This is a genomic window from Nocardia sp. SSK8 (assembly GCF_037034205.1).
Lineage (GTDB): Bacteria > Actinomycetota > Actinomycetes > Mycobacteriales > Mycobacteriaceae > Nocardia.
The window spans coordinates 26667-52590 of record NZ_JBAGKD010000008.1 but is presented as its reverse complement, the minus strand read 5'-3'; the positions used below and the strand labels follow the sequence as shown (position 1 = coordinate 52590).

26 protein-coding genes are annotated in these 25924 nt (G+C 71.6%); 7 read left to right on the top strand and 19 right to left on the bottom strand.

The annotated features are described in order from the left end of the window. Nucleotides 1-34 precede the first annotated feature (34 nt). Nucleotides 35-1126, top strand: coding sequence for an RNA ligase (ATP) (locus WA675_RS16970; protein WP_336085529.1), 1092 nt, complete (start codon nucleotides 35-37; stop codon nucleotides 1124-1126). A 37-nt stretch (nucleotides 1127-1163) separates the two neighbouring features. Here the strand turns inward: WA675_RS16970 and WA675_RS16965 are convergent, their stop codons facing one another. Next, nucleotides 1164-2363, bottom strand: coding sequence for a low temperature requirement protein A (locus WA675_RS16965; protein WP_336085528.1), 1200 nt, complete (start codon nucleotides 2361-2363; stop codon nucleotides 1164-1166). Nucleotides 2364-2399: 36 nt separating this feature from the next. Continuing rightward, the gene (ddaH, locus tag WA675_RS16960) at nucleotides 2400-3263 is read right to left on the bottom strand and encodes a dimethylargininase (protein WP_336085527.1); all 864 of its coding nucleotides are present in this window, start codon (nucleotides 3261-3263) and stop codon (nucleotides 2400-2402) included. Between the two features lie 132 nt (nucleotides 3264-3395). Between ddaH and WA675_RS16955 the strand changes: the two genes are divergently transcribed. From WA675_RS16955 to WA675_RS16940, 4 genes are all read left to right on the top strand, one after another. After that, the gene (locus WA675_RS16955) at nucleotides 3396-3833 is read left to right on the top strand and encodes an Lrp/AsnC family transcriptional regulator (protein WP_336085526.1); all 438 of its coding nucleotides are present in this window, start codon (nucleotides 3396-3398) and stop codon (nucleotides 3831-3833) included. 38 nt (nucleotides 3834-3871) lie between these two features. Beyond that, entirely contained in the window at nucleotides 3872-4507 is a 636-nt protein-coding gene (locus WA675_RS16950) for a precorrin-8X methylmutase (RefSeq protein ID WP_336085525.1), read from the top strand. After that, a complete protein-coding gene (gene cobJ, locus WA675_RS16945) occupies nucleotides 4504-6147 on the top strand; it encodes a precorrin-3B C(17)-methyltransferase (RefSeq protein WP_336085524.1) in 1644 nt (547 codons plus the stop codon). The genes WA675_RS16950 and cobJ overlap by 4 nt, the downstream gene beginning before the upstream one ends. Nucleotides 6148-6236: 89 nt before the next feature. Further along, entirely contained in the window at nucleotides 6237-6779 is a 543-nt protein-coding gene (locus tag WA675_RS16940) for a PadR family transcriptional regulator (protein WP_336085523.1), read from the top strand. Here WA675_RS16940 and WA675_RS16935 read toward each other — a convergent pair whose 3' ends face one another. From WA675_RS16935 to WA675_RS16920, 4 genes are all read right to left on the bottom strand, one after another. Then, nucleotides 6780-7532 (bottom strand): cobalt-precorrin-6A reductase, encoded by a 753-nt coding sequence (locus WA675_RS16935; RefSeq protein WP_336085691.1) that lies wholly within the window; start codon nucleotides 7530-7532, stop codon nucleotides 6780-6782. Further along, nucleotides 7529-8122 (bottom strand): hypothetical protein, encoded by a 594-nt coding sequence (locus WA675_RS16930; protein ID WP_336085522.1) that lies wholly within the window; start codon nucleotides 8120-8122, stop codon nucleotides 7529-7531. Before WA675_RS16930 ends, WA675_RS16935 begins: the two co-directional genes overlap by 4 nt. Before the next feature lie 172 nt (nucleotides 8123-8294). Next, nucleotides 8295-9545 carry a precorrin-6y C5,15-methyltransferase (decarboxylating) subunit CbiE gene (cbiE, locus tag WA675_RS16925; protein WP_336085690.1) on the bottom strand — a complete coding sequence of 417 codons (1251 nt, stop codon included), beginning with the start codon at nucleotides 9543-9545 and terminating at the stop codon, nucleotides 8295-8297. Further along, the gene (locus tag WA675_RS16920; RefSeq protein WP_336085521.1) at nucleotides 9524-10273 is read right to left on the bottom strand and encodes an SDR family NAD(P)-dependent oxidoreductase; all 750 of its coding nucleotides are present in this window, start codon (nucleotides 10271-10273) and stop codon (nucleotides 9524-9526) included. The genes cbiE and WA675_RS16920 overlap by 22 nt, the downstream gene beginning before the upstream one ends. Before the next feature lie 208 nt (nucleotides 10274-10481). Between WA675_RS16920 and WA675_RS16915 the strand changes: the two genes are divergently transcribed. Continuing rightward, a complete protein-coding gene (locus WA675_RS16915; RefSeq protein ID WP_336085520.1) occupies nucleotides 10482-10880 on the top strand; it encodes a TIGR03618 family F420-dependent PPOX class oxidoreductase in 399 nt (132 codons plus the stop codon). A gap of 16 nt (nucleotides 10881-10896) precedes the next feature. Here the strand turns inward: WA675_RS16915 and WA675_RS16910 are convergent, their stop codons facing one another. Continuing rightward, entirely contained in the window at nucleotides 10897-12024 is a 1128-nt protein-coding gene (locus WA675_RS16910) for a M24 family metallopeptidase (RefSeq protein ID WP_336085518.1), read from the bottom strand. Nucleotides 12025-12143: 119 nt separating this feature from the next. On the opposite strand from WA675_RS16910, the gene WA675_RS16905 reads away from it, so the two are divergent. Continuing rightward, on the top strand, nucleotides 12144-13106 hold the full coding sequence (locus tag WA675_RS16905; RefSeq protein WP_336085517.1) for a 5'-3' exonuclease: 963 nt from the start codon (nucleotides 12144-12146) through the stop codon (nucleotides 13104-13106). 58 nt (nucleotides 13107-13164) lie between these two features. Here the strand turns inward: WA675_RS16905 and WA675_RS16900 are convergent, their stop codons facing one another. From WA675_RS16900 to WA675_RS16845, 12 genes are all read right to left on the bottom strand, one after another. Further along, complete coding sequence (locus WA675_RS16900) at nucleotides 13165-13911, bottom strand: DUF4333 domain-containing protein (RefSeq protein WP_336085516.1); 747 nt, start codon at nucleotides 13909-13911, stop codon at nucleotides 13165-13167. After that, entirely contained in the window at nucleotides 13908-14945 is a 1038-nt protein-coding gene (locus tag WA675_RS16895) for a zinc ribbon domain-containing protein (protein ID WP_336085515.1), read from the bottom strand. Before WA675_RS16895 ends, WA675_RS16900 begins: the two co-directional genes overlap by 4 nt. Before the next feature lie 85 nt (nucleotides 14946-15030). Next, nucleotides 15031-17727, bottom strand: coding sequence for a DEAD/DEAH box helicase (locus WA675_RS16890; protein ID WP_336085514.1), 2697 nt, complete (start codon nucleotides 17725-17727; stop codon nucleotides 15031-15033). A gap of 3 nt (nucleotides 17728-17730) precedes the next feature. After that, nucleotides 17731-18684: a twin-arginine translocase subunit TatC gene (gene tatC / locus WA675_RS16885; protein WP_336085513.1), complete on the bottom strand. Its 954-nt coding sequence runs from the start codon at nucleotides 18682-18684 to the stop codon at nucleotides 17731-17733. Nucleotides 18685-18779: 95 nt separating this feature from the next. Continuing rightward, nucleotides 18780-19043 carry a Sec-independent protein translocase subunit TatA gene (gene tatA / locus WA675_RS16880; protein WP_336085512.1) on the bottom strand — a complete coding sequence of 88 codons (264 nt, stop codon included), beginning with the start codon at nucleotides 19041-19043 and terminating at the stop codon, nucleotides 18780-18782. A gap of 92 nt (nucleotides 19044-19135) precedes the next feature. Beyond that, on the bottom strand, nucleotides 19136-20164 hold the full coding sequence (locus tag WA675_RS16875; protein ID WP_336085511.1) for a 2-dehydropantoate 2-reductase: 1029 nt from the start codon (nucleotides 20162-20164) through the stop codon (nucleotides 19136-19138). Beyond that, nucleotides 20161-21144, bottom strand: a complete 984-nt coding sequence (locus WA675_RS16870) for a helix-turn-helix transcriptional regulator (protein WP_336085510.1) — start codon at nucleotides 21142-21144, stop codon at nucleotides 20161-20163. The genes WA675_RS16875 and WA675_RS16870 overlap by 4 nt, the downstream gene beginning before the upstream one ends. Next, nucleotides 21141-22136: a helix-turn-helix transcriptional regulator gene (locus WA675_RS16865; protein ID WP_336085509.1), complete on the bottom strand. Its 996-nt coding sequence runs from the start codon at nucleotides 22134-22136 to the stop codon at nucleotides 21141-21143. Before WA675_RS16865 ends, WA675_RS16870 begins: the two co-directional genes overlap by 4 nt. 72 nt (nucleotides 22137-22208) lie before the next feature. Next, nucleotides 22209-22664 carry a MaoC family dehydratase gene (locus tag WA675_RS16860; protein ID WP_336085508.1) on the bottom strand — a complete coding sequence of 152 codons (456 nt, stop codon included), beginning with the start codon at nucleotides 22662-22664 and terminating at the stop codon, nucleotides 22209-22211. A 122-nt stretch (nucleotides 22665-22786) separates the two neighbouring features. After that, a complete protein-coding gene (locus WA675_RS16855; protein WP_336085506.1) occupies nucleotides 22787-23944 on the bottom strand; it encodes an acyl-CoA dehydrogenase family protein in 1158 nt (385 codons plus the stop codon). Nucleotides 23945-23961: 17 nt separating this feature from the next. Further along, complete coding sequence (gene fabG / locus WA675_RS16850) at nucleotides 23962-24714, bottom strand: 3-oxoacyl-ACP reductase FabG (RefSeq protein ID WP_442945644.1); 753 nt, start codon at nucleotides 24712-24714, stop codon at nucleotides 23962-23964. 18 nt (nucleotides 24715-24732) lie between these two features. Continuing rightward, complete coding sequence (locus WA675_RS16845; protein ID WP_336085505.1) at nucleotides 24733-25884, bottom strand: acyl-CoA dehydrogenase family protein; 1152 nt, start codon at nucleotides 25882-25884, stop codon at nucleotides 24733-24735. Nucleotides 25885-25924: the final 40 nt, after the last annotated feature.

Here is a 25924-nt window from a genome sequence, read left to right as displayed (position 1 = left end):
CTACGCTGATCCTCTCGTCCACGAGGGGGTTCCCATGTCCACACTCCAGGTCACAGCCGAACGGCTCGTCGTCCTCCCGCATCCGAACGCCGACCGGCTCGAGCTCGCGCAGGTCGGCCTGTACCGGGCGGTCGTCGCCAAGGGCCAGTTCGCCACCGGCGATCACGCGGTCTACATCCCGGAGCAGTCGGTGCTGCCCGAGGCGCTGATCGCCGAACTCGGTCTCACCGGCAAACTCGCCGGTGCGCAGCGTGATCGGGTCAAGGCGGTGCGGCTGCGCGGGGAGGTGTCGCAGGGCATCGTCTGCACGCCCACGGCGCTGGCCGGGGTGGATCTGGCCGCGGCCGCGACCCAGCGCACCGACTTCGCGGAACGGCTCGGGGTCGTGAAATGGGCGCCGCCGGTGCCGGTCTCGATGTCGGGGCAGGTCGAGCCCGCGCCGGAGCTGCTGCGCTGGGTGGATGTCGAGAACATCAAACGCTTCCCCGGCATCTTCGCCGCGGGGGAGCCGGTGGTAGCGACGGAGAAGATCCACGGCACCGCCTGCCTGCTCACCCACGTCCGCGACGGCGACCGGATCCTGGTGTCGTCCAAGGGTGTCGGCGGGCGGTCCCTGTCGCTGACACCCGCCGACGGCAACCTGTACTGGCGCGCCGTGCGCGCCCACGGGCTCGACGAGGTGGCACGCGGCATCGCGACCGCGCTCGGCGCCGACCGGGTCGGGCTCTTCGGTGAGGTGTACGGCGCCGGGGTGCAGGACCTGCACTACGGCGCTTCGGCGGCCCACGACGGGTCGCTCGGCTTCGGCCTGTTCGATATCGCCGTGGACCGCGACGGCGAGCCGGTGCGCTGGCTCGACCACCACGAGATCGGCGCGCTCCTCACCGACCTCGACCTGGCGGTACCCCGCGTCCCGGTCCTCTACGAGGGCCCCTACGACGCGGAGCTGCTGCTGACACTGGCCGAGGGCACCGAGACCGTCAGCGGCGACGGCGCCAATATCCGCGAGGGACTGGTCGTCCGCCCGGCCACCGAACGGCACTCCCCCGAACTCGGCGGTCGCGCCATCGGCAAGATCGTCTCCCACGCGTACCTGCTGCGTGACGGGGGCACCGAGTTCGAGTGAGACCGCGCGCTGCGCCCGGCGCCGCGCCGCCACCGGTTCACGACGGCGCGCGCCGCGGTGTTCCGCGCGCGTGTACGGTCTCCGAGACGACCGCCGCGGTCAGCACGACCGTCACCCCGAGCACCAACCACACCGCGCCGAGACGCGGTGCCGCCCAGCCCAAACCGAGCGCGAGCACCAGACCGGGGAGCGGCCAGCGCAGCAGCCAGCGCGGCCCGGCACTCGGTAGCCCACCGGCACCGCACACCAGGAAGAACGCCGCCGTGCCCCCGGCGAGCACCCAGCCCATCCCGGCGGGCAGATGCCCGGACGGGTGCGCGGCGACCAGGCCCAGTCCCGCGGCCACGGTGGCCACGGTGCCGCTGAGCGCGCAGTGGTTGGCCATGACCCGGTGCCGCGAGACATCGACGGTCGTCGGTGCCGCCGACATCATCCGGGGCACGAACCCGTAGTGCAGGGTCAGCCCCCACAGGGCGATCAGGCTCAGGAAGGCGCCCACCCCGATCACCGCCACCGCGACGGTCCAGTCCTCGGCGGAGACCGCCGCGATCACCGAGATGACGCCCTCGCCGAGCACGATGATCAGATACTGCCCGAGCCGCTCACCCAGGTGCGCCGGATCGGTGCGCACCGCCGTGAGCCGCGGCGCGGGCCCGCGCGCCGCCCGGCCCCGGCGATCCCGGCGCAGCCGCGCGGTCATCCGGCGCTGGGCCTCCCCGAGATAACGCTCGGCGTCCACGGCGAACATGATCCACAGATCGATCGCCAGCCCCACACCCCACAGCACGAACTTCCACGGCGCGGGCACCCACAGCGACACCAGCCACGGCAGAATCCCCGACCCCATCTGCGCGATCGGCCAGTCGACCACCAGCTGTCCGCGTCCCCACGCCCACGACGACACGATCCGCACCAGCACATAGATCGCCGCGAAGGCGTTCGCGTGCTCGTCGGGCACCCCGGCGACGGCGGCCATCATCACCCCGAGGCCGAACATGCAGCCGAACACCGTGGCGGTGCGCGCCTGATCACCGGCCACATTGCTGTAGACCGTCACGCACGCCCACACCACCCAGAACGCCAGGTAGAGCAGCGCATACAGCCCGAACTCGCCCCACGACGGGCCGCGGTGCAGCAGGTGGGTGAGCTGGCCGATGCCCGCGACGGCGACCAGGTCGAAGAACAGCTCGGTCCAGCTCGCGCGCCGTTCCGCGGTGGTCGGCTCCGGGTGTGCCACCCGCCCAGTATGTGGCCGGACGGGGACGGGTTCCGGCTAGCTCACGGTCGTGTCGCGGCGGGTGTGCAGTTCGAGCACGCAGCACTTGATCCCGCCGCCGCCCTTGCGCAGTTCGGACATGTCCACCGGCACCGGGAGATAGCCGCGTGCCCGCAGCGCGGCGGCCAGCCCGGTCGCGCCGGGATCGAGGAAGACGTGCTGCCCGTCGCTGATCCCGTTGAGGCCGAACGCCAGCGCGTCGCCCTCCTCGGCGCGCACCGCGTCCGGGTACAGGGTGGCCAGCGCTTGCCGGGACGCCGGGCTGAAGGCGGGCGGGTAGTAGGCGATGGTGGTGTCGTCGAGGACCATGAGCGCGGTGTCGAGGTGATAGAAACGCGGGTCGACCAGCTCGAGCGAGACCACCGGCAGCCCGAAGAACCGCTGCACCTCCGCGTGCGCGGCCACCGCACAGCGGTAGCCGGACCCGGCCAGGATGCGCGGGCCCGCGAAGGTGAAATCGCCCTCGCCCTCGTTGGTCTCGGTGGCCACCGCCAGCTCGCGTAATTCCCTGGCGGCGAACCAGCGGTGGAAGGCGGGCCCTTCGGCGGCGCGTTCGGGGTGGGCGAAGCGGGCCGACAGCGCGTGCCCGCCGATGACGATCCCGCTGTTGGCGGCGAAGACCATATCGGGCAGCCCCGGTTCCCCGGGCACCGTCTCCACGCTGTGCCCGTGTTCCTCGAGCACCGCGCGCAGGATCTCCCACTGGGCCAGCGCCCGCGGCCGGTCCACCGGCTCGGCCGGATCCATCCACGGATTGATCGCGTAGCTGACGGTGAAGTGGTCGGGCCTGCACATGACATAGCGGCGCGGGGTCGCCACGCGCACGGCTACCGGTCGGCGAAGAGGGGCTGCGGCGGTCATCAGGGCTCCCGGTGGCTGCGCGGATCGATGACTTCGACGATAAATGTCGCGGCGTTGCGCCAGGAACATCGATTCATTGCGGATATCGATGCGAAAATGGCGAAATATTGCGCCGGACCGCTGAGGAGCGACGTGGACGACATCGATCGACGCATTCTGGCCCAGCTGCTCACCCACGCCAGGGCCTCCTTCCAGGAGATCGGCGCGGTGGTCGGGCTGTCCGCACCCGCGGTGAAACGGCGGGTGGACAAGATGGTCGCCAGCGGGCAGATCACCGGATTCACCGCGCAGGTCAATCCGGCGGCGTTGGGCTGGACCACCGAGGCCTATGTGGAGGTGTACTACCGCGACAACATCTCCCCGGCCGAACTGCGCCGCACTCTGGAGCCGATTCCGCAGGTCGTCGGCGTGTGGACGATCGCGGGCGAGGCCGACGCGCTGGTGCACGTGATGGCCACCGACATGGCCGAGATCGAGGTGACCGTCGAACGGATCAGGGAGAACGCGCGGGTCGGGCGCACCCGCAGTTCGCTGGTGATGTCGCGCATCCTGGAGCGGCCGCGCACCTGAGAAGCACCGCGTCACACCCAGGTTCTAGGGTTGTCGGCATGTCCGACGTGCGTGCCAGTTACCTCACCGACGGGGCCGAGATCTATCGGCGCTCGTTCGCGACGATCCGCGCCGAAGCCGATCTCGCCGGTTTCCCCGCCGACGTCGAACGCGTCGTGGTCCGGATGATCCACGGCTGCGGCCAGGTCGACCTCGCCGCCGACATCGCCTACTCCCCCGGCGTGGTCGCCGCCGCCCGCGCCGCCCTGCGCGCGGGCAAGCCGATCCTCTGCGACGCGAACATGGTGGCCTCCGGCGTCACCCGCAAGCGGCTGCCCGCCGACAATCCGGTGCTGTGCAATCTCGCCGACCCGCGCGTCCCCGCCCACGCCGCCCAGCTGGGCAACACCCGTTCGGTGGCCGCGATGGACCTGCTGCGCGAGCAGCTCGGCGGCGCGGTGGTCGCCATCGGCAACGCCCCCACCGCGCTGTTCCACCTGCTCGACATGCTCGACGGCGGCGCGCCGCGACCGGCCGCGATCATCGGCATCCCGGTCGGTTTCATCGGCGCCGCCGAATCCAAGCAGGCGCTGATCGACTTCGGTGGCGTGGAGTTCCTGACCGTGCGCGGCCGGCGCGGCGGCAGCGCCATCACCGCCTCGGCCCTCAACGCGATCGCGAGCGAGCAGGAATGAGCGAGATCAGCACCGGCAAACTGTGGGGTATCGGCCTGGGTCCCGGCGACCCGGAACTGGTGACGGTCAAGGCCGCCCGGATCATCGGCGCGGCCGATGTGGTCGCCTTCCACTCCGCGCGCCACGGCCGCAGCATCTCCCGCGCCATCGCCGCGCCGTATCTGCGCGCGGGGCAGCGCGAGGAGCACCTGGTCTATCCGGTGACCACCGAGACCACCGATCATCCCGGCGGGTATCAGGGCGCCATCGACGAGTTCTACGAGCAGGCCGCCGCCCGCCTGGCGGTGCACCTGGCCGCGGGCCGCAGCGTCGCCCTGCTGGCCGCCGGTGACCCGCTGTTCTACAGCTCCTACATGCACATGCACCGTCGCCTGGCCGACCGGTTCGAGGCCGAGATCGTCCCCGGCATCACCTCGGTCAGCGCCGCCTCGGCCGCCCTGGGCACCCCGCTGGTGGAGGGCGAGCAGGTGCTCACGGTGCTGCCCGGCACGATGCCCGTCGACGAGCTCACCGAGCGCCTGCGCCACACCGACGCGGCCGCGATCATGAAGCTCGGCCGCACCTTTCCCGGTGTGCGCCAGGCACTCTCGGATTCCGGCAGGCTCGCCGACGCCTACTACGTCGAGCGCGCCAGCAGCACGCGCGAACGGGTGCTCACCGCGGCCGAGGTGGACGAGTCCGACGTGCCGTATTTCGCCATCACGGTGGTCCCCGGCCCGGCCCCGACGCTGCCCATCGCCACCCGGCCCGCCCGGGACGCGCACACCACCGGCGCCGTGACGACACCGCCTGCCGAGTGGCGCGCCCCGGCGCAGGCCCACCCCGATACCGCGCCCGAGCCGACCGGTCCGGCCGCCGCTCATCCCGATGCCGCGCCCACGCAGGCCCAGATCGGCAAGGTCGTCGTCGTCGGGCTCGGCCCCGGCGACACCGCGTGGACCACCCCGCAGGTCACCGCCGCCCTCGCCGACGCCACCGACCTGGTCGGCTACACCACCTACGTCGACCGCGTCCCCGTCCGCCCCGGACAGCGCAGGCACGCCAGCGACAACAAGGTCGAATCCGAGCGCGCCGCCATGGCCCTGGACCTGGCCCGCCGCGGCGCCCGGGTCGCGGTGGTCTCCTCCGGTGACCCCGGCGTGTTCGCCATGGCCGCCGCGGTCCTCGAGGTCTCGGCCGAACCACAGTTCAAGGACGTCCCGGTGCGGGTGCTGCCCGGCCTGACCGCGGCCAACGCGGTCGCCAGCCGGGTCGGCGCGCCGCTGGGCCACGACTACGCGATGATCTCGCTCTCGGACCGGCTCAAGCCGTGGGACGTGGTCGCCCAGCGCCTGTCCGCGGTAGCGGCGGCCGATATGGCCATCGCGATCTACAACCCGGCATCCTCCCAGCGACGCTGGCAGGTGGGCGCCATGCGCGAGGTGCTGCTGGCCCACCGAGCCCCGGAGACCCCGGTGGTGCTGGGCCGCGATGTCGGCGGGCCGACCGAGTCGGTGCGGGTGATCACCCTGGGCGAGCTGGATCCCGACGAGGTCGACATGCGTACCCTGCTCATCATCGGCGCGTCCACCACGACCGCGTTCGAGACCCCCGAGGGCACCCGGGTGTTCACTTCCCGCAGGTACGGCACCGGCGGCTAGCGGACACGCCGCGCACGCGGTGGTCTTGGTGCACCATCCACCCAGGCGTAACATTCCACTTAGGAATGTAGTTCGAAGGGAGACGACCGTTGACCGGCACCGCGACTCGACGCCGCCCGCTGAACTCCACCGCGGCCTCGCTACTGGGTTTCCTGCACGAGGGCCCGATGTCGGGCTGGGACCTGGCCACCCAGGCCCAGCAACGCATCGGCGACTTCTGGACCATCACCCAGAGCCAGGTGTATCGCGAGCTGTCCAGCATGGACACCGCGGGGCTGGTGACCAAGGGGGAACGCGGCGCCCGCGAGCGCACCCCGTACCGGATCACCGAAGTGGGCCGCGAGGCCTTCGCCGAGTGGATCGCGCGCGATCCCGGCGCCGAGACCATCCGGGTGCCGCTGCTGCTCACACTGTCCTTCGGTGAGCATCTCGACCCGGTGCATCGCGACCGGATCATCGCCGCCAACAAGGACATCCACCAGGATCGCCTCGACCGCTACCTCGACGAGGACCCCACCGGGCTGGCCCCGAACCAGCGCGCCACCCTCGAATTCGGCATCGCCTACGAACGCGCGGTGCTGGCGTGGTTCGACCGGCTGCCCACCATCTTCGCCGGTCCCAACCCCCGCTGACTACCCGACCGCGTGCGCGGCGGCGGCCCGCAGCCAGTCGACCGCCTCGGCCACCGCGCCGACCGAGCGCGCGCCCGCGGGCAGGGCGGGCCGGTCGATCATGATCACCGGCAGCCCGGCCGTGCGCGCCGCGGCGATCTTGGCCGCGGTCTGCTCACCGCCACTGTTCTTGGTGACCAGGACATCGATGCGGTGCCGCGACATCAGCACCAGTTCCTCGTCGAAGGTGAACGGGCCACGGGCCAGCAGCAATTCGTAGCGCGCGGGCAGCGGTGCCTCGGGCGCGTCGATGGAACGGATGACGAACCGGTGCCCGGCGCAGGCGGCGAAGGCGCCGACACCCTGGCGGCCGATGGTGAGCAGCACGTTCTCGCCGTGCACGGTCAGTTCGGCGGCCGCGGCGGCCAGGTCGGGGACCCTGGTCCACAGGTCGCCGGGCCGCCGGGCCCATTCCGGTCGCCGCAGATGCAGCGCGGGGATCCCCAGCTCGCGCGCGGCGGCGGCCGCGTGCGCGCTGACCCGCGCCGCGAACGGGTGGGTCGCGTCCACGACGGCATCGATCGCGTTCTCGCGCAGCCAGGTTCGGAGGCCCTCGACACCACCGAACCCGCCCACACGCACCGGACCGACGGGCAACCGCGGAGTGGCGACCCGCCCGGCGAGGGAGGACACGATGTCGAGTCCCCGTTCGCCGGACGCGATCCGGGCCAGCTCCCGGGCTTCGCCCGTGCCGCCGAGGATCAGGACTCTCAGGGCTGCCCGCTGAAGTAGGCCGAGCCCGCGTCGATCAGCGACGGTCCACCGGCGACGAGCAGACCGATCACGCCGCCGATGATGGCGCCCGGAATGATGGTGACGACGCCGATCGCGCCCAGCAGCGCCCCGATGATCGCGCCGACCAGCCCCCCGGTGGAGGCGCGCTGCAGCTCGGCCATGAACCACTGCTGCGAGCCGATGTCCTTGGCGGCGACCGTCTTCGGGGTCAGGGTCAGGCTGGTGCCGTCGGCGGCGACGGTGGCGGCGATCTCGGTGGTCACGCCGTCGACAGTGCCCGACAGCGGCACCTGCGCGACGACCTCACCCGCGGCGTTGGTCAGCGTGACCGAGGCGGCGTCGGCGGCCAGCGCGAACGCGCCACCGGTGACGGTGGTCACGATCGCCGCGCCCGCGTCCACGATCTCGGCGCGGTAGGCGATGCCGCGGTCGGTGCCCTGCACCGCGGGCGCGGCCTGCTCCCGCACGGCCGGTGCCGGGGCGGCGGGGTCGGCGGCCACGGGGGCGGCGGCGATGCCGGTCGCGGCGACGGCCAGCAGCGCGGGGGCGGCGAACTTCGAGTACTTCATCTCTCTCCCCATCACGGAAATCGAACCGGGGATTTCCCCGACAACGGCCCCGACCCTACCCCCGAGGCACGCAACTCACACCTTCGGTTCGTAACTTTCACGGCAGCGAGACCCTGCGCGAACGGATTCGCCGTGATCTGCGTGTGATCTGCCCGTGATCGACGCGACGGGGTCAACCAGCGGGTTTTGTGACAATCCACTGGGCGACCGGCAGGTGCGGACGCCAGGCCGTGAACCCGCCGAGCGGTTCGCCCCGGTAGATCTGGAATTTGCGCAGCGTGCCGCCGTGGGCCGCGGCCCAGTCCAGCAGCAGCGCTTCCGATTCCGCGGTGACCGCGTTGGCCACCAGCCTGCCGCCGGGTCGCAGGTGCTGCCAGCACTGCGCGAACAACCCGCCCTGGGTGAGCCCACCGCCGAGGAATATCGCGTCCGGGGCCGCGAGAGCGCTGTCGGCTAACTCCGAGCGCACTTCGCCGCGCACCGTGATTCCGGGCACGCCGAGCGCACGCGCATTGGCCGTGATCTGTGCGCGGCGCGCGGGCAGCCGTTCGAAGGTGATCGCGCGGCAGCGGGGATTCGTGCGGCACCATTCGATGGCGATGCTGCCGGAACCGCCGCCGACATCCCAGAGCAGTTCGCCGGGCGTGGGGGCCAGGGCGGTGACGCTCAAGGCGCGGACCTCGGCTTTGGTGAGCTGGCCGTCGCCGGTGTAGGCGGTGTCGGCCAGGCCGGGCAGGCGGGTGTCGCGGCGGTGGCCGGGGTCGGCGACGGCCTCGACGGCGACGAGGTTGAGCGGGTCGCCCGGGGCGTGGGCCCAGTCGGCCGCGGTGCCGGTGCGGGTGGCCTCGGCCGGGCCGCCGAGCTGGTCCAGCACGGTCAGGGTGGAGGCGCCGAATCCGTTGTCGCGCAGCAGGTGCGCGAGCTGCGCGGGAGTGTCGGCGCCCTCGCTGAGCACCAGGAGGCGGTGCCCGTCGGCCAGTTCGGGCAGTACCGTGGGCAACGGCCGGGCAACCACGCTCACCACCGGCGTCTCGGCCAGTGGCCAGCCCAGGCGAGCGCAGGCCAGCGAGGCCGAGGACGGTTGCGGGTGGACCCGCAGGGCGGCGGCGCCGACGTGGCGGGCCAGGGTCACGCCGATGCCGTAGAACATGGGATCGCCGCTGGCGAGCACGCCGATCCGGCGGTCGGCGTGCCCGGCGAGGAGTCCGGGCAGGGCGGGCAGCAGCGGGGTGGGCCACGGGACCCGTTCGGCCGGGCCGTCCGGCAGCAAGGCCAGTTGACGCGGCGAGCCGAAGACGACCTCGCAGCCCGTGATCGCGGCCCGGGCCGTCTCCCCCAGACCGGACCAGCCGTCGGCGCCGATCCCGGTCACCACGATCGGGTGCCCGGTCCAGGGCTCGGTCACCGCGGCATCCGGCGCCAGATGGCCTGCGGCACCAGCTTGATCACGAAGAACACGATGGCCAGGCGGCCGGGGATCGCCACCCGGGTCGCGCCCTTGCCCAGGGCGCGCACCACCGCGTCGGCGACCTGGCCCGGGGTGCTCGGCATCGGTGCGGGGTCCATGCCGGTGGTCATCCGGCCGATCACGAAACCGGGCCGCGCGAGCAGCAGCTGCACGCCGGTGCCGTACAGGGCGTCACCGAGGCCGCTGGCGAAGCCGTCCAGGCCCGCCTTGGCCGACCCGTAGACGTAGTTGGCCCGGCGCACCCGCACACCGGCGATGGAGCCGAACACCACGATCTGTCCGCTGCCCTGCGCCCGCAGCAGGTTCGCGAGGGTGGTGAGCACGCTGACCTGGGCGACATAGTCGGTGTGCACCACCGCCACGGCGTGTGCCGGGTCCTGTTCGGCGCGGGCCTGATCGCCGAGCACGCCGAAGGCCAGCACCGCAGTGGCGATACCGCCGTGCTCGGCGGCGATCTTGTCCAGCAGCGGGGCGTGGGCGGCGGTGTCGTCGGCGTCGAATTCGACGGTGTGCACGGCGGTGGCGCCCGCGACCCGCACCTGCTCGGCCTCCTCGGTCAGCGCCTCGGCGCGGCGGGCCGCGAGGATCACCACGCGACCGGGCGCCAGCCTGCGCGCGATCTCGAGACCGATCTCGCTGCGCCCACCCAGAATCAGGACCGGACCATCCGTCTGCTTTCCCATGCGCCCCAGTCTGTCACCCGTTGGGCTCGGGTGCGCGACCCGTGGTGCCGATGCCCGGCCCGATCGCCACCGCCCGCGCTGATCCGACCGGCCACCGCCCAGCGGGGGTTCCCCGCCACACCGCGGCCTTCGCCCACGACGGCGGCTATCCGGACGCCGAGCCGCTCCCGCGCGCCGACGGGCGGTCGGCTGGTACTACCGTCGTCCCATGCCGACGACCACCACCCAGCTCTCCCCCGCCGCGCTCGACTTCGTCACCGAGCGGCACCTGGCCACCCTGACGACCCTGCGCGCCGACGGCACCCCGCACGTGGTCGCGGTGGGCTTCACCTGGGACCCCGAGAGCGGGATCGCGCGGGTGATCACCGACGGCGCTTCGGTGAAGGCGCGCAATGCCGCCCGCGGTGGGTACGCGGCGGTCAGCCAGGTCGAGGGCCCGCGATGGCTCACCCTCGAGGGGCCCGCCACGGTGCTGGACGCCCCCGAGGACGTGGCGGAGGCGGTGCGCCGCTACACCGCGCGCTACCGGGTGCCGCGGGAGAACCCGACGCGGGTGGTCGTGGCGATCCAGGTGCGCCGGGCGCTCTCCTCGGGCACGCTGAAATAGCCCGTGCCGCAGCAGTTCACAACGCGGTGAGGCCGTGCGGGCGCTGGTTCATCGACTCGGCGCCGTCCTCGGTGACGACCACGATGTCCTCGATCCGCGCGCCCCAGCGGCCCCGGAAGTAGATCCCGGGCTCGATGCTGAACGCCATGCCCGGTTCGAGCACCAGGTCGTTGCCCGCCACGATGTAGGGCTCCTCGTGCACCGACAGGCCGATCCCGTGCCCGGTGCGGTGCACGAAGGCGTCGCCCAGGCCCGCCTCGGCGAGCACGGTGCGGGCGGCGGCGTCGATGGATTCCGCGGTGACGCCCGGCCGGACCGCGGCTACCGCCGCCGCCTGCGCCCGCTCGAGCAGCGCCACCTGCTCGGCGATCTGCTTGCTCGGCGTGCCGAGCACGTAGGTGCGGGTCGAATCGGAGTAGTAGCCAGGCTCCACGGGGCCACCGATATCGATGACGACCAAGTCGCCGGACTCGATCGTCCGGTCGGAGACCTCGTGGTGCGGATCGGCACCGTGCGGCCCGCTGCCCACGATGACGAAGGCGGCCTCGGTGTGCCCCTCGTCTTTGATCGCGATGGTGATGTCTTCCGCGACCTCTTTCTCCGTGCGGCCGGGCCGCAGGAACTCGCCCATCCGGGCGTGCACCCGGTCGATGGCCGCGCCCGCCCGGCGCAGGGCCTCGATCTCGGCCTCGTCCTTGATCATCCGCGACCGGCGCAGCACCGGGGTGGCCGAGGCGGGCAGGCCCGTCGTGGATTCGGCGAGCGGGATCAGGTGCAGCGCGGGCATGGCATCGGCCACGGCGATGCGCGATCCGGCGTGCAGCGTCGAGTGGACCAGCTGATAGGGATCGACGCCGTCGACCCAGTCCAGCACCCGCAGACCCAATTCGCCCGCCGCGGAGCCCTCCAGCGACGCCAGCTCGAGTTTCGGGATGACCACCGACGGGGTGGCGCCGTCGGAGGTGATGACCAGGCAGGTGAGCCGTTCGAAGGACTGCGCCCGGGAGCCGATCAGGTACTGCAGGTCGGGGCCCGGCGTGATGAGCAGGGCGTCCAGATGCGCCGCCCGCATCGACTCGACCGCCCGTTCCAGCCGCCTGGCGTAGACCTCCGCCGCGAACCTTGCCTCCGTATGCGCGCTCATAGGACGCGACGTTACCCGCGCGACGGCACCCCGCGCGGAATCGGTGACCGGATCGTGCCACGCGGTCCGGTCCGGGTCGCGACCGCACCGGCACGGGTCTTCGGGGCACAATCACCGGTGTGACCGTTGACCAGACCCCCCGCGGACCCCTGCTGATCCTCGACGGCGCCAGCCTCTGGTTCCGCGCCTACTACGCGATTCCGGACAAACTGCGGGCCGCCGACGGCCGCTCGGTGAACGCGCTGCGCGGCTTCACCGACATGGTCGCCTCGCTGATCACCAAGCACCGGCCCGGCAGGCTCGTCGTCGGGCTGGACCTGGACTGGCGCCCGCCGTTCCGGGTGGCCCTGGTGCCCTCCTACAAGGCGCACCGGCTCGACACCAGCGGTGACGCGGCCCCCGGCGCCGAGGAGGTACCCGACACGCTCACCCCGCAGGTCGAGATGATCCTCGAGGTCCTCGCGGCCGCGGGCATCGCGACCGGCGGCGCCGAAGGCCTGGAGGCCGACGACGTGCTCGGCACCCTGGCCAGCCGTGAGCGCACCGATCCGGTGATCGTCGTCAGCGGCGACCGCGACCTGCTCCAGCTCGTCCGTGACGACCCCGCCCCGCCGGTGCGGGTGCTCTACGCGGGCCGCGGCCTGGCCAAGGCCGAACTGTTCGGCCCCGCCGAGGTGTCGGCGAAATACGGTGTGCCCGAACAGAACGCGGGCCCCGCCTACGCCGATATGGCCACCCTGCGCGGTGACGCCTCCGACGGCCTGCCCGGGGTGAGCGGCATCGGCGACAAATCCGCCGCGCAGCTCATCTCGAAGTTCGGCTCGCTCGATGCCCTGCTGGCCGCCGTCGACGACCCCGGCGCCGACCTGGCCAAGGGAGTGCGCGCGAAACTGGTTGCCGCCCAGGACTACTTGAAGGTCGCCGCCCCGGTGGTCCAGGTGGTCCGCGACGCCGAGGTGATCCTGTCGCGCCCCGACCTCCTGCCCGCCGGGCCGGTCGACCGCGAGGCGCTACTGGCCCTGGGCCGCGCCTACAACGCCGAGAGCCCGGTCGCCCGGCTGATCACCGCGCTCGAGCTCTGAGACGCCACCGGGCCGCCCACGCGTACGTGGGCGGCCCGGAAAAGCGCGGTGCGACAGCCTAGTTCGGGCGGCCGACCTCGTAGGTGCCGTCGTCCTTGGTGATCTTCACGGTGACCTGCTTGGCCTCACCGCTGACCTTCAGGTCGCAGGTGAAGGTCGCGTCGACCTCGACGGCCTGACCCGACGGGCACGACACATCGGAGACATCGGCGATGCCGTAGGACTCCTTCAGCACCTTCGCGACACCGTCCTGCACGGCCGTGTTGTCGAGCTCGTCGGAGGAGAACAGCACCAGCAGCAGGCCGACGACCGCGGCCACCACCAGCACACCGGCCACGATCAGGCCGATCAGCAGGCCCTTGCTCTTGCCACCGGACGGCGCGGGCTGCTGCCCCCACTGCTGCTGCGGCGCGCCCTGCTGGCCCCACTGCTGCTGCGGCTGCTGCTGCCCCCACTGCTGCTGGGCGTTGGCGGCCTGGGCGTTCCAGTCCTGCGGCGGCGGCTGGGTCTGACCCCACTGCTGCTGCGGACCGGTCGGCTGCTGGGGCTGCTGCGGCTGCCCCCACTGCTGCTGCGGCGCGGGCTGCTGGGGCTGCTGACCCCACTGCTGCTGCGGCTGCTGTGCGTTCGGGTCACCCCAGTGCTGGGTGGGCTGCGCCTGCTGTGGCTGCTGCTGCGGCGGCTGGGCCGCACCACCCCAATGCTGCGTGGGACCGGCGCCACCGGCCCCCTGCTGACCCCCCCAGTGCTGGGTGGGATCGTTGCTTCCCTCCCCTGGGCCGTTCGGTCCGTACGGGCCGCTCATCCACTCGCCTCCACTCGCATCGTTGTACATACGGTAGCCGTTGCCGTCCGGTGTGCAAACGTGAGTGCTCTCCATCGGGCAGCCTCGCCTTGCGGTGAGGCGGTCCCCGTCTGACCCGGCTGCCGCCGGTGCGGGGTTGACGCTTCACAGCCCCCGGCCTCGCCCACTCGCGCGGGCTCGGTCTCACGGATGGCTCCACGTCCTGCCACCGGCCCACTGCCGGCGGGACCCTGTTCACCCGGACAAGGGGTTTCGCCGAGTCTGGCGAGGTTGATCGCGGCATTTCGATCCCGATCGATCATCACACCGCAGTGTTCACATTCGAACATCCGGTCGGCCACCACCAGCGCCCGGTTCAGACCACGCTTGTACCCGCCACCACTCGCGCACATCCCGGCGACGTTCAGCCTCTCCACGACGAGGACAGAGTGCCGCCGCGCGAGGCCGGTGGTGGCCTTGTGCAGTACATCGCGGCGCACGGCGGCGGCGTGCGCGTGCGTCGCTCCGATCCGGTCCCAGGTGCGCGCCCAACGTTTCGATGGCGTCTCAGACAGCGTCGCCGAGAGGATCCGGGCGGTGTCGTTGCCGATCCGTCGAGTCAGTTTTCGGGTGGACTCATGCGTCCTGACCCGCCCCAGTCTGGGCAGCGTGACATGGTGGCGTGATTCTTCGACCCGGATGGTCCCGGTGGTGAAGCGTACCGATCGCCGGGACCGGACCGACTTGAAGCGGGGGAACCCCGCCACGGCACCGGCGCGTTGCCCCTTCCTCGATGCCGACCACGCAGCCAACCCGCGGGCCAACGCGTCCAAGCCGGTGTTGTAGGCCGCTTTCGAGTTCTCCGGCCACCACGGTGCGACCTCGTGTTTGCGGGAGTTCCACTCCTTGCGCAGCCCCGCCAGCGACCAGTTCAACGATGGCGTCAGTTCGGTCTCGACCATTCCGTAGGACCGCTCGGACCGGCGCTGGGTGGGGTCGAGCGCATAGCGATACGCTCGCGCGGTCCAGCCCTCGGGAATCTCGAACCCAGCCACCCCCGCCCGCCTTCCCCGATGTGTCCTGGCCGTACCGCGGATCACTCCCTCGGTACGCCAGGAAATCAAATCACAGACGTCCAGATCACGCGGCGTCCACCGCGACGACACCCCGCCGGACCGCGCGCACGGCCTTGGCCGCGGTGGCCGCGATCTCCGGATCGTCGGCGGTGTTGTGGATCTGGTCGAGCAGGTCGATGACCTGCCTGCACCAGCGCACGAAATCGCCCGCCGAGAGCGGATTGCCCTGGTCGCCGCTGGCCAGCAACGCCTCGGCCAATGCGTCCCCGCGTGCCCACTTGTACACCCCGGTGACGAAGCCCAGATCCGGCTCGCGGGTGGGCGGCAGTTTGTGCCGGGCCTCGTCGGAGCGCAGCTCGGTCCACACCCCGATGGTGGCGCCGATCGCGCGGCGGATCGGCTCGGTGGGGCCCGCGGCCGTGAGGTAGCCGTTCTCCGAGCGGGATTCGTAGACCAGGGTGGAGACCACCGCGGCCAGCTCGGCCGGGCCGAGCCCCCGCCACAGCCCCTGACGCAGGCTCTCGGCGACCACCAGATCGCTCTCCGCGTAGATCCGCGCCAGCCGCCTGCCCTCGGCGGTGACCTCGCCGTGCGCGACGAAGCCGCGCTCCTCGAGCAGCCCGACGATCCGGTCGAAGGTGCGGGCGAGCGAATTCGTCGTCGCGGCAACCTTCTGGCGCATCGTCTCGGTCTCGCGGGCGAGCCTGCTGTACCGCTCGCCGATCCGGCTGAGCTGTTCGCGGTCGGGCCTGGTGTGCGCGGGATGCGAGCGCAGGCTGCGGCGCAGGGTCGACAGTTCGCGGTCCTCGCCGCCGCGGACGCGGTCGTTGCGCCTGCGCCTGCCCGGCGCGGAGATGCCGGTGCCGCGCAGCGCGGAGGCCAGGTCGCGGCGGATGCGCGCGGTGCGGTGGTCGACCCGGCGCGGCAGGCGCATGTGCCCGAGCGCCTCGGCCGGGACCGGGAAGTCCGCGGCCGAGACCCGCCCGGCCCAGTGGTCCTCGGTGAGCACCAGCGGGCGCGGGTCACCGGGGGTCTGATCCGGTTCCAGGATCACCGCCAGCCCGGCCCGCTTGCCCGACGGAATGGCCACCACATCGCCGCGGCGCAGCTCGATCAGCGCCTTGACCGCGGCACCGCGCCGGTCGGCCCGGCCCTGCTGCTGGATCTCGCGTTCGCGCTGCTTGATCCGCTCGCGCAGCGACAGGTACTCCATGAACCCGCCGTCGACCCCGCCGAGCTGGCTCTCCAGCTTGCGCATCGCGCCCTGATTGCGCTCGATGCCGCGCACCAGCCCGACGACGGACCGGTCGGCCTGGAACTGCGCGAAGGAACGCTCGAGCAGGGCCCTGGCCTCCTGGGCGCCCATCCGGTCGATCAGGTTGATCGACATGTTGTAGCCCGGCCGGAACGAGCTACGCAGCGGGTAGGTGCGGGTGGAAGCCAGACCGGCGACCGCGCTGGTGTCGACCTCGGGCTGCCACAGCACCACCGCGTGACCCTCGACGTCGATACCGCGCCGCCCGGCGCGCCCGGTGAGCTGGGTGTACTCGCCCGGGGTGAGTTCCGCGTGCGATTCGCCGTTGAACTTCACCAGCCGCTCGAGCACCACGGTGCGCGCGGGCATGTTGATGCCCAGCGCCAGGGTCTCGGTGGCGAACACCGCCCGCACCAGCCCCTGCACGAACAGTTCCTCGACGGTGTGCCGGAAGGCGGGCAGCATCCCGGCGTGGTGGGCGGCCAGGCCGCGGTGCAGCGCCTCGCGCCACTCCCAGTAGCCGAGCACCTCGAGATCGCCCTTGGGCAGGTCGCCGGTGTGCTTCTCGATGATCTCGTCGATCCGCTCGGCGTCGCCGGGCCTGCTCAGGTCCAGCCGGGCGCGCAGGCACTGGGCGAGCGCGCCGTCGCAGCCCGCGCGGCTGAAGATGAAGGTGATCGCGGGCAGCAGGCCTTCGTCGTCGAGCCGGGCCAGCACCTCCGGGCGCGGCAGCGGCCGGAAACCGCCCCGGCCGCCGCGGCCGCGCGGCCCGCCGTAGCCCTGCATCCGGTCGGCGGCCTCACGCTGCTTGATGAAGCGCACCAGGTCCTCGTCGACGAGCACCTTCTGGTCGCTGGACTTGGTGTCGAACAGGTCGAACATCCGCCGCCCGACCATGACGTGCTGCCACAGCGGCACCGGCCGGGTCTCGTCGACCACCACGGCGGTGTCGCCGCGCACGGTCTCCATCCAGGCGCCGAACTCCTCGGCGTTGGACACCGTGGCCGACAGGCTCACCAGGCGCACGTCCGGCGGCAGGTGCAGGATGACTTCCTCCCAGACCGCGCCGCGGAACCGGTCGGCCAGGTAGTGCACCTCGTCCATGACGACGTAGGACAGCCCGTGCAGCGCGTCGGAGGAGGCGTAGAGCATATTGCGCAGCACCTCGGTGGTCATCACGACCACGGGAGCGTCGGGGTTGATCGACTGGTCGCCGGTGAGCAGGCCGACGGTGTCGCGCCCGTGGCGGGCGGTCAGGTCGGCGAACTTCTGGTTCGACAGCGCCTTGATCGGGGTGGTGTAGAAGCATTTGCCGCCGGTGGCCAGCGCCATGTGCACTGCGAACTCGCCGACGATGGTCTTGCCCGCACCGGTCGGGGCGCAGACGAGCACGCTGTGCCCGTCTTCCAGGGCCGCGCACGCGGTCCGCTGGAACGGGTCCAGTTCGAAGGAGATTTCGCTGGCGAACTGCGCCAACTCGTTGGCCCGCGCGGGAGAATCGGTCACCCGTCAGAGCGTATCGGAGTAGTCCGACACCGGGCGCGGGGTTTTCTGCGGGTCGTCCACCGGCTGCGCGGGCGCCACCGGATCGGGGGTGCCCAGGGGCGAGGCCTCCTCATCGGAGAGCGTGCCCCACTCCGCGCTGCCCGCCCGGCGGGCCCGGCGCGCGTCGTTGATCCGGGCGAACTGCACGGCGAACTCGAACAGGATGGTCAGCGCGATCGCCAGCGCCAGCATCGAGAACGGATCCTGCGGGGTCACGATCGCCGCGAAGACGAACAGGCCGAAGATGATGCCGCGCCGCCACGCCTTGAGCTTGATGTAGGGCAGCACGCCGACCAGGTTGAGCCCGATGATCACCAGCGGTGTCTCGAAGCTCACACCGAAGATGATCAGCAGCTGGATGATCAGACCGAAGTACTCGCTACCGCTGAGCGCGGTGATCTGGACGTTGTCACCGATGGTGAGCAGGAACGACAACGCGTGCGAGACGACCAGGTAGGCCAGCACCGCGCCCGCCGCGAACAGCACCGTGCCCGACACCACGAAACCCACCGCGTACTTGCGTTCCTTGGGGTGCAGGCCCGGGGTGATGAACGCCCACAGCTGGTACAGCCAGAACGGCGCGGCCAGCACCACACCGGCGGTGAAGCCGACCTTCAACCGCAGCATGAACTGCTCGAACGGCGCGGTCGCCAGCAAGCGGCAGGCGCCGTCGGGGCTCAGGCTCGCCCGGGCCGACTCCGGCAGCGCACAGTACGGGCCGCGCAGGATCTCGCCCAGGCTCTCGATGCCGAGGAAGGAGTGCGCGTACCAGAAGAAGCCGAGCAGCGTGGTGACGGTGATCGCGGCCAGGGCCAGCAGCAACCGGGTGCGCAGTTCCTGCAGGTGCTCGACCAACGACATGGTGCCGTCGGGATTCGTCCTGCGCTTGCTGCGCCGGGGATCGAACGGAATGCGCATGGTGGGTGGTGGCCTCTAACCCTCGACTCGGCGGATGCGGCGACACAGCACTCAACCCCGGAGCGGTCGACGCCACCCCGGGGAGAACACCGAGGTCAGAGCGTCTTGTGGCCCTGCTGCGGGTCGGCGACCGGCGCCTGTGCCTGCGGTGCGGACGCGGGCAGCTGCTGCGGCGCGGCCGGGGCGGCGGACTGCGCCGCCGGGGTGGTCGACTCCGACTGCATCTGCCCGACCTCGCTCTTGAAGATGCGCAGCGAGCGGCCCAGACCACGCGCCGCGTCCGGAAGCCGCTTCGCGCCGAAGAGCAGGACGAACAGCAACGCGATGATCAGCAGGTGCGTCCAGCTGAACGTGCCCATTATCAGATACCTCCAAAGACTGTGGTGATTACCGATGCTACCCGTGCCACGAGAGGGGCGGACGCTCAGCCGCAGCGGTGTTCGCCACGAATTCAACCCCGCGCGGTGGCGACGGCCGCGGTCAGCTCGGCCAGCAGGCGGCTGCCGCCGAAGCGGCGCGGGTCCCCGGACTCGGCGACCCGGATGAGTTCGGTGAGCCGCCGGTTCACCGGTGTCGGGTGCCCGACCATCTCGCCGAGCCGCACGATTTCCCCGCACAACCACGCGATTTCGGTGCGCCTGCCCAGGGCCAGATCGTCGGCCATCGACGAGCGCGCGAGCGGGTCGATGGCCAGCACCCGCCCGAAGACCCGGCGGAAGACGGGGTCGGGCACGCCCAGCAACCGCACCATCAGCTCGGGCGGTACCGGGGTCAGCCGGGCGGGCCGAATTCGCGCAGTGTTCATCACCGCGAGCGCTTCGGACTGGGCCAGTGCCAGGCAGCGCCGGTAGTCGCGCTCGCCGAGTTCCTCGCGCAGCGGCTTGCCCGACAGCGCGTTGATCGGGTTGTTGAGATTGAGCAGCAGCTTGGCCCACTGCACCGGGCGCAGGTCGCGGTAGCGGCGCAGCGGCACGCCCGCGGCGCGGAACTGCTCGGCGAAGCGGTCGACCACCGGATCGTCCTGGATGGCCACGATGCCGTCGCTGGCCCGGTGGAACCGACCCTGGTCGCGGTGCACCACGTTGAACATGACCATGCCCGCCATCACCAGGCTGGTGGGCAGGATCTCGCGGATCAGGGTGTCGTTGCCGATGCCGTTCTGCAGGCTCACCACCGGAGTGCCCGGGCGCAGCCGCCCGGCGACCGCGCGCACCGCGGCGGCGGTGGCCGCGGATTTCACGGTGACCAGCACCAGATCCGCCTTCTCCGGTTCGTCGGGGGCCAGGGCCAGCCCGAAGCGGTCCGGGGCGACCTCGATGCTGCCGCCGTCGAGGTCGGTCAGGCGCAGGCCGTGTTCGGCGATGTCGTCGAGGACGCGCTGGCGGCCGACGAAGATCACTTCCATGCCCGCGGCGGCCAGATGACCGCCGATGTAGACCCCGACGCTGCCCGCGCCGAGGACGAGTACTCGCTGGTTCACGCCGGTTCGGTCTCCCCTGACAGTCCCGCGGCCGCGTAGGCGGCCAGGGCGGCGTCGGCGCGATCACGCACCGCCGCGACCAGCTCCGGTGGCCCGAGCACCCGGACGCCGGTCCCGAAGCCCAGGAGTAATCGCGCCATCCAGTCCACCGATGCGAAGCGCATGCCCGCCTCGATGCTGCCGTCGGGGCGGGATTCGATGCGGTGCATCGGGTACTGGTCGAGCACCCAGGCATAGTCCGCGCGGATGCGCAGGCGGGCCAGCGGCACGTCGGGGTCGTCCTGGAACAGATCCAGGGCGGCCGCGTCGGCGGCGGCGTGGCTGGGCGGGCGGGCCGGTTCGCCGAGTTCGGTGGCGTCTTCGATGCGGTCGAAACGGAACAGCCGCACGCCCTCGGCCTGGCGGCACCAGGCCTGCAGGTAGCTGTTGTTGTCGACGAGCACGACCCGGATCGGGTCGACGATGCGTTCGGACACCTCGTCGCGGCTGGCCGAGTAGTAGACCAGCCGCAGCGCGCGGGCATCGGCGAGCGCGGCCCGCACGGTCGCCACCACCGGCTGCTCGACCGGCGCCATGGCCGGTTTGCCCGCGACCACGGCATCACTGCTGGCGATGGCCGATTCGATCTTGGCGATGGCGGCGTGCGCGGCGGTGGGGTCGACCATGCCGGGCATCTCCACGATCGAGCGCAGCGCCACCAGCAACGCGGTGGCCTCGGTGGAGGTCAGCCGCAGCGGGCGTTCGATGCCCGCGGAGAAGGTGACCTCGATGCTCTCCTCGGAGAACGACAGGTCGATCAGGTCACCGGGCCCGTACCCGGGCAGGCCGCACATCCACAGCTGATTGAGGTCGCTCATCAGCTGTTTGGTGGTCACGCCGAGTTCCGCGGCGGCCTCGGCCGCGCTGATGCCGGGGTGCGCGAGCAGGTACGGCACCATGTTCAGCAGACGGGAAAGGCGCAGGGACAGGCGCGAACTCACGACGTCACCTCCGTGTGGTCGAGTACCGACCGTAGCCGGTTCATCACGTCGGCGCGCAGTTCCGGCGGTTCCAGCACGAGGACATCGGGGCCGAGGCCGGTGATCAGCCGGGCCACCCAGTCGCGCGAGCGCACCGGGACGTCGAGCACCGAGCCGGGCCTGCCGCCCAGATCGCGGGTCTCGCGCTCGGTGCCGATGCGGCGCAGTTCCCGGCCGCGGCCCTTGGCGACCCACACCGTCGCCGTGCCGGTGACCGGCGCGTCCCCGGTGACCCGGTCGACGATGGCGCGCAGGTCGGTGTGCTCGGGCTTACGCACGGCGTTGTCGGGGCCGTACGGCGTCACCTCGCCGCCGATGCGCGAGATCCGGAACGTGCGCACGGCGTCACGCTCGCGGTCGTGGCCGACCAGGTACCAGCGGCCGTGCCGGGTCACCACGCCCCACGGCTCCACATCGCGGGTGACGAACGGGTCGGTGACGGCGCTGTGGTGGCCGAAGCGCACCGCCCGCCCGGCGTCGATGGCGGCGAGCAGGGCGCGCAGCACCGGTTCCGAGCCGCGGGTCCGCGCGGGCACCGCGGGCACCGAGACGCCGACATTGTCGGTCTCCACGGTGACCCCGGCCGCGCGGAGTTTGAGCAGCGCGCCCTCGGCCGCGCTCGCCAGTTCCGGTGAGGCCCACATCTGCACGGCGACCGCGACGGCGGCGGCCTCCTCGCTGGACAGGTCGATGTCGGGCAGCTCGTAGGCGTCCCGGTTGATCCGGTACCCCTCGAGCGTCGAGAACCGCCCGACCGGACCGACTTCCAGCGGAATGCCCAGATCGCGCAGTTCGTTCTTGTCGCGCTCGAACATCCGGCTGAACGCCTCGTCGGTCGCGGAGTCCTCGTAACCGGCCACGCTGGCGCGAATGCGCTCCGCGCTCAGGAACTGCCGGGTCGACAGCAGCGCGATGACCAGATTCATCAGCCGCTCGACCTTGGATATCGCCACCCGATAGAGGGTAATGGTCGGGCCAGCGCGGCGGCGCGTCGGCGCACGGTTGTGCACCGGCGCCGCCGCGGCTCAGCGCAGAAAACGCGCGATCGCGTCGGCCACGCAGGCGGGCCGCTCGGCGCCGTCGAGTTCCACGGTCACCCGCCGGTGCGCCTGCACGCCGCCCGGCACCTCGGTGACCTCGGTCAACAGCAGCCGCCCGCGAATCCGCGAACCCACCGGGACCGGAGTGAGGAACCGGACCTTGTCGAGCCCGTAGTTGATCGCCGCGCTCGCCGCGCTGACGGTCATGATCTGCTGGGTGATCGGCACGATCAGCGACACGGTGAGGAAGCCGTGCGCGATGGTGGTGCCGTACGGACCCGCCGCCGCCCGCGCCGGGTCGACGTGGATCCACTGGTGATCGCCGGTCGCCTCGGCGAACCGGTCGATGCGTTCCTGGTCGATCGTGATCCAGTCGCTCGGCCCGAGTTCCGTCCCGGCGGCGGCGCGCAGGGCGTCGAAATCAGCGAAGTCCGTGGTCATTCCATTCCTCCGAAACGTCGGCGCGGGGTCGCGTTCACCGTCGGGCACGACGACGGCCACGATCTGCTCACCGTAGTGGTCACCGGGCAGTCACGCGCCGTCGAACAGGGCGGCCACGCCCGTCACAGGCCCATGTCCTTGGCGATGATCATCTTCATCACCTCGCTGGTGCCGCCGTAGATGCGGTTGACCCGGTTGTCGGCGTAGAGGCGGGCCACCGGGTATTCGGTGATGTAGCCGTAGCCGCCGTGCAGTTGCAGGCAGCGGTCGATGACCCGCGAGGCGACCTCGGTGCAGAACAGTTTGGCCGAGGCCGCGTCGGCGGGGGTCAGTTCGCCGCGGTCGAGGGCCTCGAGCGCACGGTCGACCACCGCCTCGGCGGCGTCGGTCTCGGCCCGGCAGGCGGCCAGTTCGAACTTGGTGTTCTGGAAGTGCGCCACCGGCTGCCCGAAGACCGTACGGCCCGTGGTGTAGTCGAGGGCGAACCGGATGGCGGCCCTGGCCTGGGCGTAGGCGCCGACGGCGATGGACAGCCGTTCCTGCGGCAGGTTCTGGCCCAGGTAGCGGAAGCCCTGATGGGCCTCGCCGAGCAGGTCGCCGACCGGCACGCGGACATCGGTGAAGGAGAGTTCAGCGGTGTCGGAGACCTTCAGTCCCAGCTTGTCGAGCTTGCGGCCGACGGCATAACCCGGCGACGTGGTGTCGACCACGAACAGCGAGATGCCGTGGCGCCGATCGGATTCCGTCGGCGCGGCGGTGCGGGCGCACACGATCACGCGATCGGCCTGGACACCGCCGGTGATGAAGGTCTTGGCGCCGTTGAGCAGGTAGTGGGTGCCGTCCTCGGACAGCTGGGCGGTGGTGCGCATCCCCGCCAGGTCCGAGCCGGTGCCCGGTTCGGTCATGGCGATGGCGAACATGATGTCGCCGGTGACGAAGCCCGGCAGCCAGCGCCGTTTCTGCTCGGCGGTGGCGAGGTTCTTCAGGTACGGCAGGCACAGGCCCACGTGCACGCTGGAACCGCCGAAAGACACCCCGGCCCTGGCGGTTTCCTCGATGAGGATCGCCTGGAACTTGTAGGAGTCGACCCCGGCGCCGCCGTACTCCTCGGGCACCTCGATGCCGAAGACGCCCAGCTCGGCCAGCGACCGGTAGAACGCGCGCGGCACGATGCCCGCCTCGTACCACTGGTCGTACACGGGCACCACCTGCTGTTCGACGAAGGCGCGGACGGTCTCGCGGAAGGCCTCGTGCTCGTCGGTGAAAACTGTGCGCTGCATGCTGATCTCCTCGAAATCTAGAGCCGGCGTCCGCCGTCGACGTACACGGTCTGGCCGGTGACGAACGCCGCGTCCGCCGAGGCCAGGAACGCGACCACGTTCGCGATGTCCTCGGGGGTACCGACCCGGCGCAGCGGTGTGACCGCGGCGGTCTTCGCCTGGAGTTCCTCGGCGCTCACCCCGATCCGGGCGGCGGTGGCCGCGGTCATCTCGGTGGCGATGAAGCCGGGCGCGACCGCGTTGACGCGGATGCCGAACGGGCCCAGTTCCATGGCGAGGGTGCGGGTCAGGCCCTGGATGCCCGCCTTGGCGGCGGCGTAGTTGGCCTGTCCGCGATTGCCCAGCGCCGACACGCTCGAGGTGTTCACGATGACGCCGCCGCCGTTGTCGACCATGTGCTTCTGGGCGGCCTTACCGCACAGGAACGCCCCGCGCAGGTGCACGGCCATGACGGTGTCCCAGTCCTCGACCGACATCTTGTACAGCAGGTTGTCGCGCAGCACGCCCGCGTTGTTCACCAGCACATCCAGCGAGCCGAGCTCGGCCACAGTCCGCTCCACCGCGGCGGTGACGGCCGCCTCGTCGGCGACATCGCAGCCGAGCCCGATCGCGGTGCCACCGGCGGCATTGATCTTCCCGGCGGCGAGCACGGCCGCGGCGGCGTCGAGGTCGACCACGGCGACGGCACAGCCGTCGGCGGCCAGCCGGGCCGCGGTCGCGGCGCCGATGCCGCGTGCGGCGCCGGTGACGAAGGCGGTTCTACGGGTCATGATTCGAACTCCTGATGGTCAGACGATGGCGTTCACGCCGGTGAGGGCGCGGCCGATGAGCAGTTTCTGGATCTGGGTGGTGCCCTCGTAGAGCGTCAGCACGCGCGCGTCGCGCAGGTACTTGGCGACGGGGTACTCGTCGATGTAGCCGTAGCCGCCGAACACCTGGATCGCGTTGTCGGCGGCCTTGACCGCGGTCTCGGAGGCGAACAGCTTGGCCATCGAGGCCGCGGTGCCGAACGGCTCCCCCCGATCGACCAGATCGGCCGCGCGCCAGGCCAGCAGCCGGGCCGCCTCGGTTTCCACCGCGATATCGGCGAGCAGCTCCTGCACCAGCTGATACCCCGCGATGGGCTTGCCGAACTGCTCGCGCTCCCCCGCGTACCGCACCGCGGCCTCGAGGCACGCCCGCGCCACCCCGACGCATCCCGCGGCCACGCCCATCCGTCCCTTGTCCAGGGCGGCCATGGCGATCCGGAAGCCCTCGCCCTCGGCGCCGAGGCGCAGCGCGTCCGGCACCCGCACCCCGTCGAGCACGAGTTCGGCGGTGGCCTGGCCGCGCAGGCCGAGCTTGCCCTTGATCTCGGTGCGGCCGAATCCCGGCGCGTCGGTCGGGACCAGGAAGGCGGTCACGCCCTTGGGCCCCGGCCCGCCGGTGCGCGCGAACACCAGCGCGACCCGCGCCCAGGTGCCGTTGGTGATGAAGATCTTGGTGCCGTCGATGACCCAGTCCGATCCATCCCGGGTGGCGCGGGTGATCAGGTTCGCCGCGTCGGAGCCGGTGCCCGGCTCGGTGAGCGCGAAGCAGCCGAGCTGCTCGCCCGCGCACAGCGGCGGCAGGAAGCGGCGCTTCTGCTCCTCGGTCCCGTAGGCCGCGATCGACTTGCCGACCAGCCCCAGCGACACCGAGACGATGCCGCGCACCGCGCTGTCGCCCCGCCCGAGCTCTTCCAGCAGCAGGCAGTAGGCCAGCGCGTCCCCGCCGGAGCCGCCGTACTCCTCGTCGATCCCGATGCCGAGGAAGCCCAGCGCACCGAGTTTGCCGACGATCGCCGGGTCGACCGATTCGGCCCGGTCCCACTCCGTGGCGTACGGCACGACCTCCTTGTCCACCCAGGTGCGGGCGAGTTCACGCAGGTCGTGGTGGGCGGGGCTGAGCGCGAGATCCATCGGGGCCGACTCCTGAACCGAACAGTGTTAGTTTTATCGG

Bases quoted from the DNA above. Each gene is read 5' to 3' on its own strand.
- WA675_RS16970 (WP_336085529.1), top strand. From the start codon at position 35: ATGTCCACACTCCAGGTCACAGCCGAACGGCTCGTCGTCCTCCCGCAT.
- ddaH (WP_336085527.1), bottom strand. From the start codon at position 3,263: ATGACCGCCGCAGCCCCTCTTCGCCGACCGGTAGCCGTGCGCGTGGCG.
- WA675_RS16950 (WP_336085525.1), top strand. From the start codon at position 3,872: ATGTCCGACGTGCGTGCCAGTTACCTCACCGACGGGGCCGAGATCTAT.
- cobJ (WP_336085524.1), top strand. From the start codon at position 4,504: ATGAGCGAGATCAGCACCGGCAAACTGTGGGGTATCGGCCTGGGTCCC.
- WA675_RS16930 (WP_336085522.1), bottom strand. From the start codon at position 8,122: ATGAAGTACTCGAAGTTCGCCGCCCCCGCGCTGCTGGCCGTCGCCGCG.
- WA675_RS16920 (WP_336085521.1), bottom strand. From the start codon at position 10,273: ATGGGAAAGCAGACGGATGGTCCGGTCCTGATTCTGGGTGGGCGCAGC.
- WA675_RS16915 (WP_336085520.1), top strand. From the start codon at position 10,482: ATGCCGACGACCACCACCCAGCTCTCCCCCGCCGCGCTCGACTTCGTC.
- WA675_RS16910 (WP_336085518.1), bottom strand. From the start codon at position 12,024: ATGAGCGCGCATACGGAGGCAAGGTTCGCGGCGGAGGTCTACGCCAGG.
- WA675_RS16900 (WP_336085516.1), bottom strand. From the start codon at position 13,911: ATGAGCGGCCCGTACGGACCGAACGGCCCAGGGGAGGGAAGCAACGAT.
- tatC (WP_336085513.1), bottom strand. From the start codon at position 18,684: ATGCGCATTCCGTTCGATCCCCGGCGCAGCAAGCGCAGGACGAATCCC.
- tatA (WP_336085512.1), bottom strand. From the start codon at position 19,043: ATGGGCACGTTCAGCTGGACGCACCTGCTGATCATCGCGTTGCTGTTC.
- WA675_RS16860 (WP_336085508.1), bottom strand. From the start codon at position 22,664: ATGACCACGGACTTCGCTGATTTCGACGCCCTGCGCGCCGCCGCCGGG.
- WA675_RS16855 (WP_336085506.1), bottom strand. From the start codon at position 23,944: ATGCAGCGCACAGTTTTCACCGACGAGCACGAGGCCTTCCGCGAGACC.
- fabG (WP_442945644.1), bottom strand. From the start codon at position 24,714: ATGACCCGTAGAACCGCCTTCGTCACCGGCGCCGCACGCGGCATCGGC.
- WA675_RS16845 (WP_336085505.1), bottom strand. From the start codon at position 25,884: ATGGATCTCGCGCTCAGCCCCGCCCACCACGACCTGCGTGAACTCGCC.